Consider the following 20,921-nt stretch of genomic DNA (forward strand, 5'->3'; position numbering starts at 1 on the left):
GCCTCTGGAACTGCACATGAATGTCACCTTTGAAGAACGCCCCAGCCTGCATGGCTACCGCATTGCCATCGCCAGCCTGGACGCGCCTGCCAGCCTCAATGCCCTGTCGCTGCCGATGATCGATGCCCTGCAGGATCGCCTGCATGCCTGGGCCGAAGACGCCGATATCGCCTGCGTCCTGCTGCGCGGCAACGGCAGCAAGGCGTTCTGCGCCGGCGGCGATGTGGTACAACTGGCCAGGCAATGTCTTGCCGCCCCTGGTGCAACACCCGAACTGGCGCAACGCTTCTTCGCCCGCGAATACCGTCTCGACCATTGTCTGCACACCTCCCCCAAACCGCTGATCTGCTGGGCCCACGGCCATGTGTTGGGCGGCGGCATGGGGTTGCTGCAGGGCGCGGGGATTCGCATCGTCACGCCGAGCAGTCGGCTGGCCATGCCGGAGATCAGCATCGGCCTTTTCCCGGATGTCGGCGGCAGCCATTTTCTTTCCCGCCTGCCCGGCAAACTGGGCCTGTTCTTCGGGCTGACCGCCAGTCCGCTGAATGCCCGCGATGCCCTCGACCTGAATCTGGCCGACCGCTTTCTGCTCGACGGCCAGCAGGACGATTTGATCGAGGGGCTGGTGCAACTGAATTGGCGTGACCAGGCCGACCTGCAATTGCACAGCCTGTTAAAGGCGCTGGAACAGCAGGCCAGTGGCGAGCTACCGGCAGCACAGTGGCTACCACGCCGCGAGCGCATCGATGCGCTGCTCGACCAGGCCACGCTGCCATTGAGTTGGCAGGCACTGGTCAGCCTGGAAAATGACGACGACGTCCTGCTGGCCAAGGCCGCCAAGACGCTACGGGGCGGAAGCCCGCTGACGGCCCATCTGGTCTGGGAACAGATCAGGCGCGCCCGGCACCTGTCCCTGGCGCAGGTGTTTCAGATGGAATATGGCATGAGCCTGAGCTGCTGCCGCCATCCGGAGTTCGCCGAAGGGGTGCGCGCCCGCCTGATCGACAAGGATCACGCCCCGCAATGGCGCTGGGCGGATGTGAGCAGCGTGCCAGCGCAGGTGATCGCCGCGCACTTCACGCCGCTCGACGATCACCCGCTGGCCGATCTCGGCTGATCGATCAGCGCTCGCGCAGAGCTTCGGCGCGGGCGCGGATGATCGGCTTGAGCAGATAGCTGAGCACGCTCTTCTTGCCGGTGATGATATCGACCGAGGTGACCATGCCGGGAATGATCAACAGCGGACGCTCCTCGGTGCCGAGGTGGCTTTTCTCGGTGCGCAGCTTGATGAGGTAGAAGCTGTTGCCTTCCTCGTCGGTCACGGTATCGGCGCCGATCTGCTCGAGCTTGGCTTTCAGGCCACCGTAGATGGTGTAGTCATAGGCGGTGAACTTCACCACCGCCTCCTGGCCCGGATGCAGGAAGGCGATGTCCTGTGGGCGGATACGCGCCTCGACCAGCAGGGTATCGTCGATGGGCACGATCTCCACCATGTCGCTGCCAGGCTGGATCACGCCACCGATGGTATTGACCAGCAGTTGCTTGACGATCCCCCGCACCGGCGAGGTGACCTGGGTACGATTGACACGATCCTCGAGCGCCCTGCCCGTGGATTCGATCTTGCTCAGGTCGGTGCGCGCCTCGTTCAGCTGGGTCAGTGCCTCGCTGCGAAAACGCCCACGGGTCTCATCGATCTTGCGCTCCACTTCCTTGATTGCCGCTTCGGCACGGGGTATTGCCAACCCCGTGGCCTCCAGCTGACCACGGCTTTCCACCTCGGCACGCTTGAGGCGCAGGACCTCCACGGGCGACACCGCACCTTCGGCCACCAATGGCTCGGACATACGGATTTCCTGGCGTAGCAGCTCCAGGCTGTTGCGGAACTGGCCCTGCTTGGAGACGAACTCACGCACTTCCTGACGACGCTGGGTCAATTGCTCCTGCAAACCGGCAATCTCGTCCTGCAGCTGCTGCTGGCGGCTGAGGAACAATGCCCGTTCACTCTGCGCCAGGCCCGGCGCCTTGGCCGCGATATCTTCGGGGATGGCCAGCTCGCGCCCCTCGACCTCGGCACTCAGACGCTCGACGCGCATGGCCAGCGACAGGCGATCGGCTTCGGTCTCGCCTACGTTCGAGGCAAAGCGCGTATCGTCCAGGCGCAACAGGGGCGTACCGGCTTCGACTACCTGCCCTTCATGGACGAACAACTCGGAAACGATACCGCCCTCCAGGTTCTGGATCTTCTGTACACGCGAGGACGGGATGGCCTTGCCCTCCCCACGGGTGACCTCGTCGACTTCGGCGAAATTGGCCCACAGCAGGCAGAACACCACAAAGGCGATGATGCCCCACAGGGTCAAACGCAGCACCCGCGGCGCATCCTCGATAAGTGCCTTGCGAACCTCCGGCAACGGCTCGTCGCCCACCTCGTCACGGGGGCCGAAATAGGCAGCGAGCGCGCGGAAAAAGCGCTGCAAGGAGTGCTTAACTGACACTGATTTGCCCCTTCTTCAACGCCTCCATGACGCTCTCTTTCGGGCCGTCGGCAATGATGCGCCCGCGATCGACGATGACCAGCCGCTCGACCAGACTGAGCATCGACGCACGATGGGTGACCAGCAGCAGCGTCTTGTTCTTGCTGATGGCCGCAAGGCGCTGCTTGAGACGCTCCTCGCCGGTGTTGTCCATCGCGCTGGTGGGCTCGTCGAGCAACAGGATCGGCGGATCCAGCAACAGGGCACGGGCAAGGGCAACGTTCTGGCGCTGGCCGCCGGAGAGATTCTGGCCACGCTCGCCCACCTGCAACTCGTAGCCGTTGGGGTGCAGCCGCGCGAACTCATGCACGCCGGCCAACTCGGCGGCCTGCAGCACCAGCTCGTCCTCGACGTAACGCGCGCCCGATACCAGGTTGTCGCGCAGGGTGCCGGCGAACAGCTGGATATCCTGCGGCACGTAACCGATGTTGTAGCGCACGTCGCTGACATCCAGCTGACGCACATCGATACCGTCGACCAGCAGGCTGCCCGAGTCGGCCTGGTAGAGACCGACGATCAGCTTGGCCAGTGAACTCTTGCCGGAGCCGCTGCGGCCGATGACCCCAACCTTCTCGCCAGGGCGGACCACCAGGTTGATGCCCTGCAACGCCGCCTGCTGCTGCTCGGGGTAGTGGAAATCCAGCTGGCGGAATTCGATGCCGCCCTGCAGCGTCTGGCGCTTGAGGGGGCGCTCGTCGGCTTGGCGCTCCTGGGGCAGCTCCATCATGTGATTGACCGAATCCAGCGTCACGCGCGCCTGCTGGTAGCGGATCAGCAACCCGGAGACCTGAGCCAGCGGGCCCAAGGCGCGGGAGCTGAGCATGTAGCAGGCGATCAGCCCACCCATGCTGAGGTTGCCGGCGATGATCTGGTACACGCCCAGAACGATGATCACCACACCGGCGAGCTGCTGCAGCAACAGCGTCGAGTTCATCGCCAGGCTGGACAGCATGCGTGCCTTGAGTTCGAAGCGGCCCAGGGTGCCGATGGTCTGCTCCCAGAGGTACTGACGCTCGCTCTCCGCATTGTTGACCTTGACCGCATCCAGACCGGCCAGGCTCTCGATCAGGCCGGACTGGCGCTCGGCGGCCAGAGCCATGCTGCGCTCCATGGTCTTGGCCAGCGGTTTTTGCAACGCCCAGCCGATCAGCGCAACCAGCGGAAAGGCGAGGATGGGGATCCACACCAGGTGCCCGCCCAGGTAGGCGATGACCGCAAGAATCAGAATGGTGAACGGCAGGTCGATGACGCTGGCCAGCGTCAGCGAGGCTAGAAAGTCGCGCAGGCTCTGAAATTCGTGGATGTTCTGGGCGAAGCTGCCAACCCGCGCCGGGCGGTGCTTCATCGCCATGCCGACGATGCGCTCGAACAGGGTGGCCGAGACGATCATGTCGGTCTTCTTGCCGGCAAGGTCCAGGCACAAGCCGCGCAGCGTCTTGAGCAGCAGGTCGAAGATGAATACCCCGCAGATGCCGATGGCCAGGACCCACAGCGTCGCCTCGGCCTGGTTGGGCACCACGCGGTCATAGACGTTCATCACGAACAGCGGGGTGACCAGGCCGATCAGGTTGATCAGCAGGCTGGCCGCGACCGCGTCGATATACAGCCAGCGCGAGCGCATGAGGGTGTCACGAAACCAAGAGCCAGCCTGGGGTATCAGCTCGCCGCGGGTGAAATCGAACTTGTGCTGAGGCTGGGCGAAGAACACGCGGCCACTGTAATCCTCGGCCAGCGTATCGATGCTGACCCGCACCTCGCCGCCTTCGGTTTCGCTGGGCATGATTCGCGCCTGGCCATCGGCTTCCCAGCCGAGCAACAGTGCACTACGTCCATCACGCAGCAGCAGCAGCGCGGGCAAGGCCAATTCGGGGATCTTTTCGAGGTTGCGACGCAGCCAACGGCCCTGAAGGCCCGCGCGGGCGGCTGCCCGCGGCAGCAACTCGGCACTCAGGCGCTGCTTGGGCAGCGGCAGCCCCGCTGTGAGCATGGCGCGGCTGACGGATTTCTGATGGAGACTGCACAACGACAGCAAACTATCCAGCAACGGATCGTCGTAACGGTCACGAGGATCATTACGTGGCTGGGACGTATCAGGTTCTACTGCCACTGCACATTTACCCTTACCTTAAAAAACCGAACTCTAGTTCAAGTTGGGCAGTTGCACATTAGTCTTGACCGTATCGAGCGGAACGGACGCCATCGGCGCCGCGATTCCCTGGCTCTTGAGCAGCGTACCGGTGGTCGCCTTGATGCGGTAATGGGTGAACAGCTCGGTAAACCGCACCTCTTGCAGACGTCGAGCGGCGGTGAAGTATTCATTCTCGCTGTCCAAAAGATCCAGCAGGGTACGTTCGCCGAGACCGAACTGCTTCTGGTAGGAGTCGCGCACGCGGGAGCTATGGTCGACGTATCGCTGAGCGATCGGCAATTGTGCACGCGCATTTTGCAGCGCGTTCCAGGCCAGCCCGACTTCCTCGTTGAGCACGCGCAAGGCATTGTTGCGGATATCCATGGCCTGGTTGCTCAGGTACGCCCTGGAGCGCACGTTGGCGCTGTCGCTACCGCCCGCGTAGAGGTTGTAGCGCATGCGCACCATTGCCTGCCATTCCTTGTTCTCCCCTTCCACGCCATCGACGTTGTCGTTGAGACCGGTGGACACTTCGGCATCGAAGCGTGGGTAGTAGATGCTTTTGGCCGCGGCGTATTGCGCCTCGGTTGCCTTCACATCGGCCTCGGCCGAGCTGATGTTGGGGTTGTTGGCCAGCAATTCGTCACGGGCAGCCGTCAGGCTTTCGGGCAGATGCACGCCCATGCTGTCCGGCATGGCGAGGTCGACGGGCTCGCGACCCACCACGCTCAGGTAGGTGATCTGGGCGTCGGCCAGATTGGTCTGCTCTGTCAGCAGATTGTTACGTGCCTGGGCCAGGCGCGCCTCGGCCTGGTCCAGATCGGCCATGCGCCCGACACCGCGCTCGCTGCGCAGGGAAATCTGATCGTAGATGCGCTCGTGGCTGCGCAGGTTCTCTTCTGCCAGGCGCGCCAGCTCCTGACGCTGCAGGACATCCAGGTAGGCCTGGGCCACTTCCAGCGCCGTGCGCTCGGAGTTGGCCAGCAGCGCATAGGCGCGGGCGTTGACGGTGGCGCGCTGACGGGCGACTTCATTGCGGGTAGCAAAGCCGTCGAACAGCATCTGCTGAACGGTCAGGCTCGCCTCGGAACGGTTAAGCGTCCGATAACCGCTGTCGTCCCTGGCACGGGTACTGTTGTTCTCGGTACCCTCGCGGCCATAACCGGCCTGCACGTCGACACGCGGCAGATAGCCTGCCCGCGCCGCCTTCATATCCTCTTCGACCGCCAGCCGCGCATTGATCCCGGACTGAATTTCAGGATGCACGCTCAGCGCATTCTGCATGGCTTCGGTCAACGTCTGTGCCTGGGCTGAAATGGAAATTGCGAAGGCAAGAGGAAGTGTGGCAATGAAGCGCATGGTCGGTAAATTCCCTGTGAAAACCCACATGTTTATCGGTATATATCAAGTCGCTGAATAACCTGCCGAAGACTATCATTGCCACCGTGATTTCGCTGTCGTGAAAAGACAAAACACGCCAGAATGTCAAAGTGACATCACCTGCTCTAATTGTTTATGATCAGACCCAAAGGGTCAATACTCTGGCGAAAACTCTCAAGCAATATTTTTCCGCCAATTATATGACGAAGCGTTTTAAGCAGTATCCGCTATAACTCGGTATAGACGCATTTCACAAGATTTACCTCGCGCACGCGCATGGAGCTGGTTATGAGCAATTTCGCCGCCGTCATCAAATCATTGATTGGCCAAGTCTTCGTCACTTCTGTTGATGGCATCAGGCGTCAAGTCTTCGAAGGCGACCGTGTCTTCGCGGGCGAACAGGTCACCACAGCCGATGGTGGCTCCGTGACGTTGGAAATGGCCAACGGCGAAATTGTGAAGCTCGATGCAAACAGCTCATGGCAGGCTGGTGACCCAGCGGCCGAGGAAGCTGCAGACGCAGGGACCCCGGCTGCCAGCAGCGAATTCGAACAGGCGCTGGCTGCGGGCCTCGATCCGACCGTCGACCTCGAGCCCACGGCTGCCGGTCCTGGCGCCGGTGGCGGTGGCGGCGGAAGCGCAGGCGGTGGTCATAGCGCAGTGATGCTCAGCGAGACCGCAGTGAGCGTCGATCCGACGATCGGTTTTCAGACGACCGGTCTCGGCACCCCCGGCTTCAACCTGATCGAAGACAATGATCCCGCCATCTTCACCACTGCGGCGACCACTGCCACACCAGACACAACTCCAACAGACACAACCGCTCCGGTGGTGACCATCGGCATCGACCCGATCACTGGCGATGACCTCCTCAACAGCGCCGAGCTCAGCGCCGCCACGGTGGTCATTACCGGTACGGTTGGCGGCGACGCACGGGTCGGCGACGCGATCACCCTGAACCTGGGTGGCAACCTGTATAGCGGTGCGGTTATCGCTCTGGGTAACGGAACGCTTGGTTTCAGCATTCCGGTCAGCAGCGCCGACCTCGGTAGCGTCAACAGCATCAGTGCGTCGGTCAGCAGTGCGGATGCGGCAGGCAATGTCGGTACTGCCACGGCCAGCCGGCCTTACACCGTGGATACCACGGCGCCGGTCATCACTGTCGATGCACCTGCAGTCAGCAATGACACTACCCCGACCATCAGCGGCACGACCGATGCGCCGGTGGGCAGCACGGTTACCCTGACCATTACCCAGGGCAGCACCGTCATTACCGTGACTACCCCGGTTCTGGCTGGCGGTACCTATACCGTCGATGTTCCCCAGGCCCTGGCCGAAGGCCCGTACACCGTTGGTGTTCAGGTGACTGATCCGGCGGGCAATGTTGGCTCGGCAACCGATGCGGGCGCTATCGACACCACCGCTCCGGCTATCACGGTCGATGCTCCGGCTATCACCAATGACACGACGCCGACCATCACTGGCACGACCGATGCGCCTGTTGGCAGCACGGTCACGCTGACCATTACCCAGGGCACAACCGTTCTGACCACCACGGCAACCGTGGCGGTCGGCGGGACGTATTCCGCCAACGTACCCGCTGGTTTGGTCGAAGGGCCCTACTCTGTCGATGCCAGAGTCACTGATGCCGCCGGCAATACCGGTTCGGCTAACGACAGCGGTGCTATCGATACTACCGCCCCATTGATCACCGTCGATGCGCCTGCCACCAGCAACGACACCACGCCGACCATCAGCGGCACGACCGATGCGCCGGTCGGCAGCACGGTTACCTTGACCATTACCCAGGGCAGCACCGTCATTACCGTGACTACCCCGGTTCTGGCTGGCGGTACCTATACCGTCGATGCTCCCCAGGCCCTGGCCGAAGGCACGTACTCCGTGAGCGCTCAGGTGACTGATCCGGCGGGCAATACTGGTTCGGCAACAGATACGGGTGCTATCGACACCACCGCTCCGGCTATCACGGTCGATGCTCCGGCTATCACCAATGACACGACGCCGACCATTACCGGCACGACCGATGCGCCTGTTGGCAGCACCGTTACGCTGACCGTTACCCAAGGCAATACGACTTTCACAGTCACTACACCGGTTCTGGCCGGTGGCACTTATAACGTCGAGCTCAGTCAGCCATTGGCTGAAGGCCCATACTCTATTGATGCATCTGTTACCGATGCCGCCGGTAATACCGGCTCGGCAAACGACAGCGGCGCTATCGACACCACTGCTCCACTGATCACCGTCGATGCTCCAGCCATTACCAACGACACCACCCCGACCATCACTGGCACGACCGATGCACCCGTTGGCAGCACAGTCACGCTAACCATTACCCAAGGCACTACCGTTCTGACCGCCACGGCTACGGTTGTGGCTGGCGGCACTTATTCCGCTGACGTACCAGCGGGCCTGGCTGAAGGTTCTTACACCGTAGATGCTGCCGTTACCGATGCTGCTGGAAATACCGGTTCGGCAAACGATAGTGGCGCTATCGACACAACTGCGCCGCTGATCACCGTGGATGCCCCGGCGATTACCAACGATACGACCCCGACAATCACCGGTACTACCGATGCGCCTGTTGGTAGCACGGTTACCCTGACGATCAGCCAGGGCAGTACCGTTCTGACAACTACCGCGATCGTGGTAGCGGGCGGTACTTATTCCGCTGACGTACCGGCTGGCCTGGCTGAAGGCCCTTACTCAATCGACGCATCTGTTACTGATGCCGCCGGCAATACCGGATCGGCCAACGACTCGGGTGCTATTGATACCACTGCGCCGCGGATCACCGTGGATGCCCCGGCGATTACCAACGACACCACCCCGACCATCACTGGCACGACCGATGCGCCGGTAGGCAGCACAGTTACCCTGACAATTACTCAGGGCAATACCGTTCTGGCCACCACGGCTACGGTTGTGGCAGGCGGTACTTATTCCGCTGACGTACCAGCGGGCCTGGCTGAAGGTTCTTACACCGTAGATGCTGCCGTTACCGATGCTGCTGGAAATACCGGTTCGGCAAACGATAGTGGCGCTATCGACACAACTGCGCCGCTGATCACCGTGGATGCCCCGGCGATTACCAACGATACGACCCCGACAATCACCGGTACTACCGATGCACCTGTTGGCAGCACCGTTACGCTGACCATCACCCAGGGCGCTACCGTTCTGACCACTACCGCGATCGTGATAGCAGGAGGCACTTACTCGGTTGCTGCGCCGGCTGGCTTGGCTGAAGGCTCCTACTCCGTTGATGCTGCCGTTACCGATGCTGCCGGCAATACTGGCTCCGCTAACGACAGCGGCGCGATTGATACCACCGCTCCACTGATCACCGTCGATGCGCCTGCCATCAGCAACGACACGACGCCTACCATCACCGGTACGACCGATGCGCAGGTCGGCAGCATCGTCACCCTGACGGTTACCCAGGGCAATACGACCTTCTCAGTCACTACACCGGTTCTGGCCGGTGGCACTTACAACGTCGAGCTCAGTCAGCCATTGGCTGAAGGCCCTTACTCAATCGACGCATCTGTTACCGATGCTGCTGGAAATACCGGCTCGGCAAACGATAGTGGCGCTATCGACACCACTGCCCCATTGATCACCGTCGATGCTCCTGCCATTACCAACGATACCAACCCGACCATCACCGGCACGACCGATGCGCCGGTGGGTAGCGTCGTCACCCTGACGATTACACAAGGCACTACGGTGCTGACCACCACGGCTACGGTTGTAGCGGGCGGTACTTATTCCGCGAACGTACCGGCTGGCCTCGCTGAAGGCTCTTACACCGTTGATGCCGCCGTTACCGATGCTGCCGGTAATACCGGCTCGGCAAACGACTCGGGTGCTATCGATACCACCGCTCCACTGATCACCGTCGATGCCCCGGCGATTACCAACGATACGACCCCGATCATCACCGGTACTACCGATGCGCCTGTTGGTAGTACGGTTACCCTGACGATCACCCAGGGCACTACCGTTCTGGCCACCACGGCTACGGTTGTGGCAGGCGGCACTTATTCTGCCAACGTACCGGCCGGTCTGGCTGAAGGCTCTTACACCGTTGATGCCGCCGTTACCGATGCCGCCGGCAATACCGGTTCGGCAAACGACAGCGGTGCTATCGACACAACTGCGCCGCTGATCACTGTCGAAGCTCCAGCCATTACCAACGACACCACTCCGACCATCACCGGCACGACCGATGCGCCGGTAGGCAGCACAGTCACGCTAACCATCACCCAGGGCACGAACGTTCTGACCACCACGGCTACGGTTGTGGCAGGCGGTACTTATTCCGCGAACGTACCGGCTGGCTTGATCGAAGGGTCGTACTCGGTCGATGCCACGGTCACCGATGCCGCCGGTAATACTGGCTCGGCAAACGACAGCGGCGCTATCGACACCACTGCTCCACTGATCACCGTTGATGCGCCTACCATCAGCAACGACACCAACCCGACCATCACCGGCACGACCGATGCGCCGGTGGGTAGCGTCGTCACCCTGACGATTACACAAGGCACTACGGTGCTGACCACCACGGCTACGGTTGTAGCAGGCGGCACTTATTCCGCTGACGTATCGGCTGGCCTCGCTGAAGGTTCTTACACCGTCGGCGCCACAGTTACCGATGCTGCCGGCAATACCGGCTCGGCCAATGACAGCGGCGCTATCGACACCACAGCTCCGCTGATCACCGTTGATGCCCCGGCCATTACTAACGACACCACCCCGACCATCACTGGCACAACCGATGCACCCGTTGGCAGCACAGTCACGCTAACCATCACCCAAGGCACTACCGTTCTGACCACTACTGCGATCGTGGTAGCTGGCGGCACTTATTCCGCTGACGTACCGGCTGGCCTCGCTGAAGGTTCTTACACCGTTGACGCCACAGTCACCGATGCCGCCGGCAACACCGGCTCGGCAAACGACAGCGGTGCTATCGATACCACCGCGCCGCTGATTACCGTTGATGCGCCCGCAGTCAGTAACGACACGACTCCGATTATCACCGGTACTACCGATGCGCCGGTGGGCAGCACCGTCACTCTGACGGTTACCCAGGGCAATACGACCTTCACGGTCACTACCCCTGTCTTGGCGGGCGGCACCTACAATGTCGAGCTGAATCAGCCCTTGGCTGAAGGCCCGTACTCAATTGACGCATCTGTTACCGATGCTGCTGGAAATACCGGTTCGGCAAACGATAGTGGCGCTATCGACACAACTGCCCCATTGATCACCGTCGATGCTCCAGCCATTACCAACGATACGACCCCGACTATCACCGGCACGACCGATGCCCCGGTCGGCAGCGTCGTCACCCTGACGATTACGCAAGGCACTACGGTGCTGACCACCACGGCTACGGTTGTAGCGGGCGGTACTTATTCCGCTGACGTACCGGCTGGCCTGGCGGAAGGCTCTTACACCGTTAATGCTGCCGTTACCGATGCTGCCGGCAATACCGGTTCGGCTAACGACAGCGGCGCTATCGACACCACTGCTCCACTGATCACCGTCGATGCCCCTGCCATTACCAACGACACCACTCCGACCATCACCGGTACGACCGATGCACCCATTGGCAGCACAGTCACGCTAACCATCACCCAGGGCACTACGGTTCTGACCACTACCGCGATCGTGGTCGCTGGCGGCACTTACTCGGTTGATGCACCGGCTGGTTTGGCTGAAGGCTCCTACTCCGTTGATGCCACAGTCACCGATGCCGCCGGCAACACCGGCTCGGCTAATGACAGCGGCGCCATCGACACCACCGCTCCGCTTCCGACAATTACTCTCGATGCCAACATCACCGCCGATGACGTGATCAATATCGCCGAGTCTGGCCAGCAGATTCCGGTGACCGGCACTGTCGGTGGCGATGCAAAAGTTGGCGATACCGTCACCCTGACCGTCAATGGCAAGACCTTCACCGGTCAGGTGCAGGCTAACAACACCTTTAGCATTAACGTCCCAGGTGCGGATCTGGCCGCCGATGCCGGCAAGACCATCAATGCCAGCATCAGCACCACCGATGCAGCAGGCAACATCGGCACAGGTTCGGACACTGAAACCTACAGCGTCGATACCACGGCTCCAACTATCACCGTCGATGCGCCAGCGGTTAGCAACGACACCACACCGAGCATTACAGGCACGACCGATGCGCCTGCTGGCAGTATCGTCACCCTGACTCTTACCCAAAACGGTACGAGTTTCTCCTTCACTGCACCGGTTCTGGCTGACGGCACCTACACTGCCGATGTTCCCCAGGCCCTGGCGGAAGGCCCATATACCGTTGCCGCTCAAGTTACCGATCAGGCCGGCAATACTGGCAGTGCGACCGACAACGGCGCCATCGACACGCTTGCCGGCGACACCGGCGCGGCCCCAGTGGTCAACATCACTGAAGACGCCAATAACGACGGCGTTATCAGCAAGGCCGAGCTCAACGGCGAGATCGACGTACGCGTTGGCCTGCCGGCTGGTGCTGTGGCTGGCGACACGCTGATTATCAGCAATGGCACCACGCCACAGACCATCACCCTGACCGCCGCGCAAATCACCGCAGGCTTCGTCGCGACCACCTTCGCCAGCCCAGGCGAAGGCAACACCCTGACGGTGGAAGCCACGCTGCGCGATCAGTACGGCAACACCTCCGAAAAAGGCACCGATACCGCCAGGATCGACACCCTGGCTGGCACTACCGGTGCGGCTCCGGTCGTCACCATCAGTGAAGATGCCAATAACGATGGCGTGATCGGCCAGAACGAGCTCAGCGGCGCGATAGACGTGCGTGTCGGCTTGCCGGCCGGTGCGGTGGTCGGCGACACCATCAGTGTCACCGACGGCGTGGCGGTTCAGACCTTCACCCTGACGGAGGCGCAAATCGCCAGTGGTCGTGTCGACACCACCTTCGCCAACCCAGGTGAAGGCAAGACCATCACCGTCGAGGCGACGCTGCAGGATCAGTTCGGCAACGTGTCGGGCAAAGGCAGCGATCAGGCGCTGGTCAACAGCAACCCTGTGGCGGTCGACGACCCCGTCGGCAGCCCATACACCGTAACCATTGGCGACCTGGTTAGCGGCTCAGCCACCAACAACTGGGCGCATAACGACAGTAACAACCAGCAGACCCTCATCCAGGCGCGGGATGGCAATGGCGACAGCGCCACCCTGCTCCAGCTGGCTGTCGACGGCAACCAGAACGCACTGGGCGTTGCCGGCTCGCCGCGCGCTGTGCTCAACCAGGTTCCCGACCAGCTGGAATACGATCCGACCACGGGCAAAACCGAATCCATCACCCTCAACTTCAGCGGCAATCTCAACCAGGCCGACTTCCGTGTAAGCCGCCTGATCGCTGCCGAAGAAGGTGGCGAGGTCGGGCGCTGGGTGGCTATGTACGAAGGTGTTGAAGTGGCCAGTGGCACCTTCAAATTCAGCGGCGGTGGTTCTGGTACCTTCTCACTCGATACCGGCACCCAGGTGTTCGACAGCATCCGTTTCGAAGCCCTGCCTACCGCAAATGGTACCGGTGACGGGTCCGACTACTTCCTGACCGGCTTTTCCGGGTCTGGCCCGGCGTCGGCCAACGGCGCCTATGTGGTCAATGAAAGCCAGACGCTTATCATCGACCAGGGTAAAGGTCTGCTCAACAACGACAGCGATGCCCAGGCCAACCAGACACTTGGCGTCATCAAGATCAACGGCGCCGACGTTCCTGCCGACGGCAAGGTCGCTCTGGCAACGGGTGTATTGACCGTCAATGCCGATGGCAGCTTCAACTTTGCCGCCAATGACAACAATCTGAAGTCCGGCGAGCTCAAGACCCAGAGCTTCACCTACACGGTCGGTGATGGTTATGGCGGTACAGCAACCGCCACTGCCACCATCACCATCATTGGTACCGAAGTCGCACCGGGTATCGGTGCGGTCAGCGCTGCCTTGGACGGCACAGGTGCCCAGGTTGACGAAGGCGACATTGCGGTCTTCACCGTCAGCCTGACCAATGCCAGCAGCACGGCATCGACATTCAACCTGACCCTCAACCCGGGCACGGCAACTGCCGGTAGCGATTACAACGCGACACTCACCAATCAGAGCTTCAGCAATGGCGTCACGTACAACGCCACCACGGGCCAGGTCACCGTACCGGCTGGCGTCACCAGCTTCACGGTCACGGTGCCGACCATCAATGACACGGTCAGTGAGCCAACCGAAACCTTCAGCCTGACTGTTGGTGGCAAGACCGGCACCGCGACCATCATCGATAACGATGCGGCGCCGACTGTCGGCTCCGTCAGTGCTGCGGTTGATAGCGCAGGCGGCCAGGTGGATGAAGGCGACAACGCCGTATTCACCGTCAACCTCACCAACGCCAGCAGCACGCCGACCACTTTCAGCCTTGCTCTGAATGCCGGTACTGCCACTGCGGGCAGCGATTACAACGGTACGCTCAGCAACCAGAGTTTCAGCAACGGCGTGACTTATAACGCTGCTACTGGCCAAGTCACTGTGCCGGCGGGCGTCACCAGCTTTACCGTCACTGTTCCAACGATCAACGATACCGTCAGCGAACCGAGCGAGAACTTCAGCCTGACCGTAGGTGGGAAAACCGGTACTGCGACCATCATCGACAACGATGCGGCGCCGACTGTCGGCTCCGTCAGTGCCGCGGTGGACAGCACCGGTGGTCAAGTGGATGAAGGCGACAACGCCGTGTTCACCGTCAACCTGACCAACGCCAGCAGCACGCCGACCAGTTTCAGCCTTGCGCTGAATGCCGGCACCGCAACTGCGGGCAGCGATTACAACGGCACCCTGACCAACCAGAGCTTCAGCAATGGCGTGACCTACAATGCGGCAACAGGTCAGATCACCGTGCCGGCTGGCGTGACCAGCTTTACCGTCAGCGTGCCGACCCTCAACGACACTGTTCATGAGCAGACCGAGACGTTCAGCCTGACCGTGGGCGGTCAGACGGGCACCGCGACCATCATCGACAACGACGCCGTACCGACCGTGAGCACCGTCAGCGCTGCCGTGGACAGTACCGGTGGCCAGGTCGACGAAGGCGACAACGCCGTGTTCACCGTCAACCTCACCAATGCCAGCAGTACCGCCACCAGCTTCAGCCTGGCCCTGAACCCTGGCTCGGCATTGCCCGGTTTCGATTACAACGCTGCGCTGAACAACCAGAGTTTCAGCAACGGGGTGACTTACAACGGGTTAACCGGCGTTGTCACAGTGCCGGCAGGCGTCACCAGCTTTACCGTCACCGTGCCGACCATCAACGACACCATTGCCGAGCCGACCGAAACCTTCACGCTGACCGTAGGCGGCAAAACCGGTACCGCGACCATCATCGATAACGATGCGGCGCCAACCGTGAGCACCGTCAGCGCTGCCGTGGACAGTACAGGTGGCCAAGTGGACGAAGGCGACAACGCCGTATTCACCGTCAACCTGAGCAACGCCGGCAGCACACCAACTACCTTCAGTCTCGCATTGAATCCGGGTACTGCGACTGCGGGCAGTGACTACAACGCGGCACTGAACAATCAAAGCTTCAGCAACGGCGTGGTGTACAACGCCATTACCGGCCAGGTCACCGTGCCAGCTGGCGTCACCAGCTTTACCGTCACCGTGCCAACCATCAATGACACCGTCAGCGAACCGACCGAAACTTTCAGCCTGACCGTAGGTGGCAAAACCGGCACCGCCACAATCATCGACACCGATGCCACCCCGACCGTCAGCACGGTCAGCGCTGCTGTCGATAGCGCAGGCGCCCAAGTGGACGAAGGCGACAACGCCGTCTTCACCGTCAATTTGACCAACGCCAGCAGCACGGCCACCACCTTCAGCCTCGCACTGAACGCCGGTACCGCCGCGGCGGGCAGCGATTACAACCCAGCCCTGACCAATCAGAGCTTCAGTAACGGCGTGACCTACAACGCCGCTACTGGCCAAGTCACCGTGCCGGCGGGCGTGACAAGCTTCACGGTCACTGTTCCAACGATCAACGACACTGTTGCTGAACCGACCGAAACCTTCAGTCTGACCGTGGGCGGCCAAACCGGTACCGCGACCATCATCGATAACGATGCCGCGCCGACTGTCGGCTCCGTCAGTGCCGCAGTGGACAGCACCGGGGGTCAAGTGGATGAAGGCGATAACGCCGTCTTCACCGTCAACCTGACCAACGCCAGCAGTACGCCGACCAGCTTCAGCCTTGCGCTGAATGCCGGTACTGCCACTGCAGGCAGCGATTACAACGGTACGCTCACCAACCAGAGCTTTAGCAATGGCGTGACTTACAACGCCACTACTGGCCAAGTCACCGTGCCGGCTGGCGTCACCAGCTTCACGGTCACGGTGCCGACCATCAATGACACAGTCAGCGAGCCGACCGAAACCTTCACGCTCAATGTGGGTGGCAAGACCGGCACCGCGACCATCATCGACAACGATGCCGCGCCGACTGTCGGCTTCGTCAGTGCTGCCGTGGACAGCACCGGTGGCCAGGTCGATGAAGGGGACAACGCCGTATTCACCGTCAACCTCACCAATGCCAGCAGCACGGCCACCACCTTCAGCCTGGCGCTGAATGCCGGTACCGCCACGGCGGGCAGCGACTACAACGCAGCCCTGACCAATCAGAGCTTCAGTAACGGCGTGACCTACAACGCCGCTACTGGCCAGGTCACCGTCCCGGCGGGCGTGACAAGCTTTACGGTCACTGTTCCAACGATCAACGACACTGTTGCTGAACCGACCGAAACCTTCAGCCTGACCGTGGGCGGCCAAACCGGCACCGCGACCATTATCGACAACGATGCGGTGCCGACCGTCAGTACTGTCAGTTCGGCTGTCGATAGCGCAGGCGGCCAGGTCGACGAAGGCGACAACGCCGTCTTCACCGTCAACCTGACCAACGCCAGCAGTACGCCGACCACTTTCAGCCTGGCGTTGAATCCTGGCACAGCCGTAGCGGGGAGCGATTACAACGCGGCGCTGACCAACCAGAGCTTCAGCAATGGTGTGACCTACAATGCCGCCACCGGCCAGGTCACCGTTCCGGCGGGCGTGACCAGCTTCACGGTCACGGTGCCGACCATCAATGACCTCGTCAGCGAGCCGACCGAAACCTTCAGCCTGACCGTTGGTGGCAAGACCGGTACGGCGACCATCATCGACAACGATGCCGCGCCGACTGTCAGCACCATAAGCGCTGCGGTGGACAGCACCGGTGGCCAGGTCGATGAAGGCGATAACGCCGTCTTCACCGTCAACCTGACCAACGCCAGCAGCACGCCCACCCTGTTCAGCCTGGCGCTGACACCCGGTACAGCGGTGGCAGGTAGCGATTACAACGGAACCTTGACCAACCAGAGCTTCAGCAACGGTGTGACCTACAACGCCGCCACCGGCCAGGTCATCGTGCCGGCTGGCGTGACCAGCTTCACGGTCACGGTGCCGACCATCAATGACACCGTCAGCGAGCCGACCGAAACCTTCAGCCTGACCGTTGGCGGCAAGACCGGTACGGCGACCATCATCGACAACGATCCGGCGCCAACCGTGAAAACCATCGATGTCGGGCAACCCGGTACGGCCGATGACAATGTGGTCGAAGGCAGTAACCTGGTCTTCAACGTCACCCTGAGCAATGCCAGCTCCACGCCAACCGTTCTGTCTTTCAGCGCAACCGGAACAGCAACCGCGAACGTCGACTACAAACTGAGCGCCCAGAGCTTCAGCAATGGCGTGACCTACGATGCCAGCACCGGAAAGATCACCGTGCCCGCTGGGGTCACCAGCTTCTCGGTGACCGTACCGACGCTTGCCGACAATGTGGTTGCCGAGCCGTTGGAAACGGTGAAGCTGGATATTGGCGGCCTGAGCGCCACCGGCGGCATCATCGACGGCACCCCGGATGCCAAGGACGACAGCTACACCAAGATCACCGGTCTCAAAGCCGAATACTACGGCTACAACGACGCGAGCACCGGCGCAGGCAACGATGGCGCCAACCTGACCAATCTGAGCCAGGTTCGCCAGTTCATCGACAGCCACAATCCGGCGGCGACCTTCAACGCCACCAAACTGGACTACGGGACCTTGAGCAATGCCTCAGGTCTGGGCAACGGCACCAACCTGCAGAATTTCCTGGGCGTGGATGTCGCGTCAGGGAACGGCGCCAAAGCCAACTCGCTGTCCACAGACCCGGGCAACACCTCAGACGCCATTATCAAGATGGGTGGCTATATCAACCTGGCGGCCGGTACCTACCAGTTCAAGGTCACGGCCGATGACGGCTATAGCATCCGTATCAACGGCCAGGTGGTTGCAGAGTTCAACAACATCCAGTCGACCTCTACCGCTACCGGCCAAACGTTCACCATCAGCGCAGCTCAAGCGGGCGCGCAACAGATCGAGATCATCTACTGGGATCAGGGCGGCGATGCGCGCCTGAAGGTCGAGCTGGGCCAGGGCGGCACTTTCAAGGTCGTCGACTCGGACATGCTCTACCACATACCGAGCACCTCGAGCCTGGTCGTGGAATCCGGCGACAGCCTGACGATCGCCGGCAGCACCCTGCTCGGCAACGACACCGACCCGAATGGCGATGCGCTGTCCATTACCAGCGTGCAGAACGCCAGCAACGGCACGGTCACGCTGAACAACGGCAATGTGGTCTTCACGCCTAAGGCCGGTTTCTACGGCGACGCCAGCTTCCAGTACACCATCAGCGACGGCAAGGGCGGCAGCGATATCGCCACCGTCACCCTGAAGGTGAACCAGCCGGCGGATACCATCCGCGTGGCGGGCAGTGGGGCCAATGACAATGGTGACAACACCATCGGTGGCGGCGCCGGTAACGACGTGTTGCTCGGTGACGCAGGCGGTACGCTGACCACCCTTCAACCGGCGACCAACTACAACATCGCCCTGCTCGTCGATACCTCCGGCAGTATGCAGGGTGATCGCATGAGCCTGACCAAGAGCGCGCTGTCGAACTTCGCGAAAACCCTGGCGGGCCATGATGGGGTCGTCAACCTCACCTTGGTTGGCTTTGCTGGCGACGTCACGCTGAGCACCAAAGTGGCCGACTTGCAGAATGGCAGCAAGCTCGACAGCCTGCTGGCCGATATCCAGCGCCTTACCGCCAATGGTGGCACCAACTATGAAGCCGCCTTCAAGGAAGCCAGCGCCTGGTTCGACGCCCAGAGCGCTGCTGGTAATACCAAGGCGGCCGGGTACGAGAACCTGACCTTCTTCCTGTCCGACGGTGACCCGACCTTCTACTACAACGGCAACACCACCACGGTCAGCGGCAACGGATCGACCACCAATGATCAGGTACTGCTGGGCTCGCTCGATACCTTCAACGTGCTCGCCGGCAAGAGCGCCGTGCAGGCCATCGGTATCGGTTCGGGCGTCAGCCAGAAGAATCTCAGCCTGTTCGACAATACTACCGACGCGCCTGCGTCCACCTACCTGGCCAACGGCTCGGCAGCCACCCTGGCCAACTTCGACAACAACACCACGGGCTGGAACAACCTGGCCAACTGGCAGACATCCGGCACCGGCACCTTTAATGGCTCGGTCGGCCGCAGCGGCGATGCCCTGATGATTCGCGATACGGTGGGAGGCTCTCCGGTCACCGCCACGACGCCGTCGCTGACCATTGCCGAAGGTGCGTTCAGCAGCCTGCGCTTCGCCTACGGCACCACGGATACCGGCAACGGTGACGCGCTGAGCTGGAAGCTTCAGCAACTGGTACAGGGCGTCTGGAACGACGTACAGACCGGCGGCGGAACCACCGGCGGCAACTGGACAACGGCGGAAACCGCGGTCGTCGGCGCAGGAACCTATCGCCTGGCCTTCAGCGTCGATGACAAGTCGAGTAACTTCGCCAGCGCCACAATGGCGATCGATAACATCACCCGCGTGGATTACACCAAGGTGCCGGTGGGCAAGGTCGAGATCGTCAACTCGGCCGATGAACTCTCGGTGGCCCTGCATGGCGGTTCGAATGCGAACGTGCCCGTGACGGTCGGTAACGACACCATCTCCGGCGGCGATGGCAACGACATCATCTTTGGTGACGTGATCAACACCGATGGCCTGAAATGGGGCGTGGATGGCAACCCGACCAGGCCCGCCGACCTGCATGACGGTGCCGGTGTGAAGGCCCTGGAAACCTTCCTGGAGCTGAAGAACGGCATCGCGCCGAGCAACGGCGACCTGTACGACTACATTCGTGCCAACCACGAAACCTTCAACGTGGCGGGCGACACCCGCGGCGGCGCGGACAAGCTGTACGGCGGCGCTGGTAACGACATTCTGTATGGTCAGGGCGGCAACGACCTGCTGGTTGGCGGACCAGGCGACGACATCCTGTTCGGTGGCGCAGGTGCCGATACCTTCGCCTGGCAGAAAGGCGACTTCGGCAAGGATGTCATCAAGGACTTCAACGTGGCCGAGGGTGACACCATCGACATCAGCTCGCTGCTGCAGGACCACAGCAACAACCTCGACAGCTACCTGAAGCTGGTGACGGACAATGGCAGCTCTACTCTGCTGATCAGCACCAAGGGCGAGTTCAACAATGCCGACACCACCGCTCCACAGGCCGCAGCCAAGGCCGATGTACAGATCGACCTGGGCCAGGCCAGCCTGCCCAGCTACGACATCAACACGCTGATCGCCAACCACACGATCAAGGTTGATCCATGATAGGCCGATGCCCCGCCACACTTGCGTGGCGGGGCGCTAAGCTTTGGCAGACAGGTTTATCGGAGAAAGCC

5 protein-coding genes are annotated in these 20,921 nt (G+C 61.5%); 2 read left to right on the top strand and 3 right to left on the bottom strand.

Annotation, left to right across the window (positions count from 1 at the left end; genetic code table 11):
- Window positions 1–16 precede the first annotated feature (16 nt).
- Entirely contained in the window at window positions 17–1,117 is a 1,101-nt protein-coding gene (locus BM154_RS03640; protein ID WP_074881028.1) for an enoyl-CoA hydratase/isomerase family protein, read from the top strand.
- 4 nt (window positions 1,118–1,121) lie between these two features.
- On the opposite strand, the gene BM154_RS03645 is transcribed toward BM154_RS03640, so the two are convergent.
- From BM154_RS03645 to BM154_RS03655, 3 genes are read right to left on the bottom strand one after another with little or no spacing between them, the layout of a single operon-like run.
- Entirely contained in the window at window positions 1,122–2,477 is a 1,356-nt protein-coding gene (locus BM154_RS03645) for an HlyD family type I secretion periplasmic adaptor subunit (RefSeq protein WP_139225410.1), read from the bottom strand.
- Window positions 2,478–2,484: 7 nt separating this feature from the next.
- Window positions 2,485–4,641 (bottom strand): type I secretion system permease/ATPase, encoded by a 2,157-nt coding sequence (locus BM154_RS03650; protein ID WP_074881030.1) that lies wholly within the window; start codon window positions 4,639–4,641, stop codon window positions 2,485–2,487.
- Window positions 4,642–4,674: 33 nt separating this feature from the next.
- The gene (locus tag BM154_RS03655; protein ID WP_074881031.1) at window positions 4,675–6,021 is read right to left on the bottom strand and encodes a TolC family outer membrane protein; all 1,347 of its coding nucleotides are present in this window, start codon (window positions 6,019–6,021) and stop codon (window positions 4,675–4,677) included.
- 309 nt (window positions 6,022–6,330) lie between these two features.
- Between BM154_RS03655 and BM154_RS24265 the strand changes: the two genes are divergently transcribed.
- Window positions 6,331–20,850 (top strand): Ig-like domain-containing protein, encoded by a 14,520-nt coding sequence (locus BM154_RS24265; protein ID WP_074881032.1) that lies wholly within the window; start codon window positions 6,331–6,333, stop codon window positions 20,848–20,850.
- The last annotated feature ends 71 nt before the right edge of the window (window positions 20,851–20,921 follow it).

It is taken from the genome of Phytopseudomonas argentinensis, from assembly GCF_900113905.1.
In the GTDB taxonomy this organism is placed as follows: Bacteria; Pseudomonadota; Gammaproteobacteria; order Pseudomonadales; family Pseudomonadaceae; genus Aquipseudomonas; species Aquipseudomonas argentinensis.

What these genes read in the sequence shown, in the direction of transcription:
- BM154_RS03640 (WP_074881028.1), top strand. Translation starts at nt 17, where the DNA reads ATGAATGTCACCTTTGAAGAACGCCCCAGCCTGCATGGCTACCGCATT.
- BM154_RS24265 (WP_074881032.1), top strand. Translation starts at nt 6,331, where the DNA reads ATGAGCAATTTCGCCGCCGTCATCAAATCATTGATTGGCCAAGTCTTC.
- BM154_RS03655 (WP_074881031.1), bottom strand. Translation starts at nt 6,021, where the DNA reads ATGCGCTTCATTGCCACACTTCCTCTTGCCTTCGCAATTTCCATTTCA.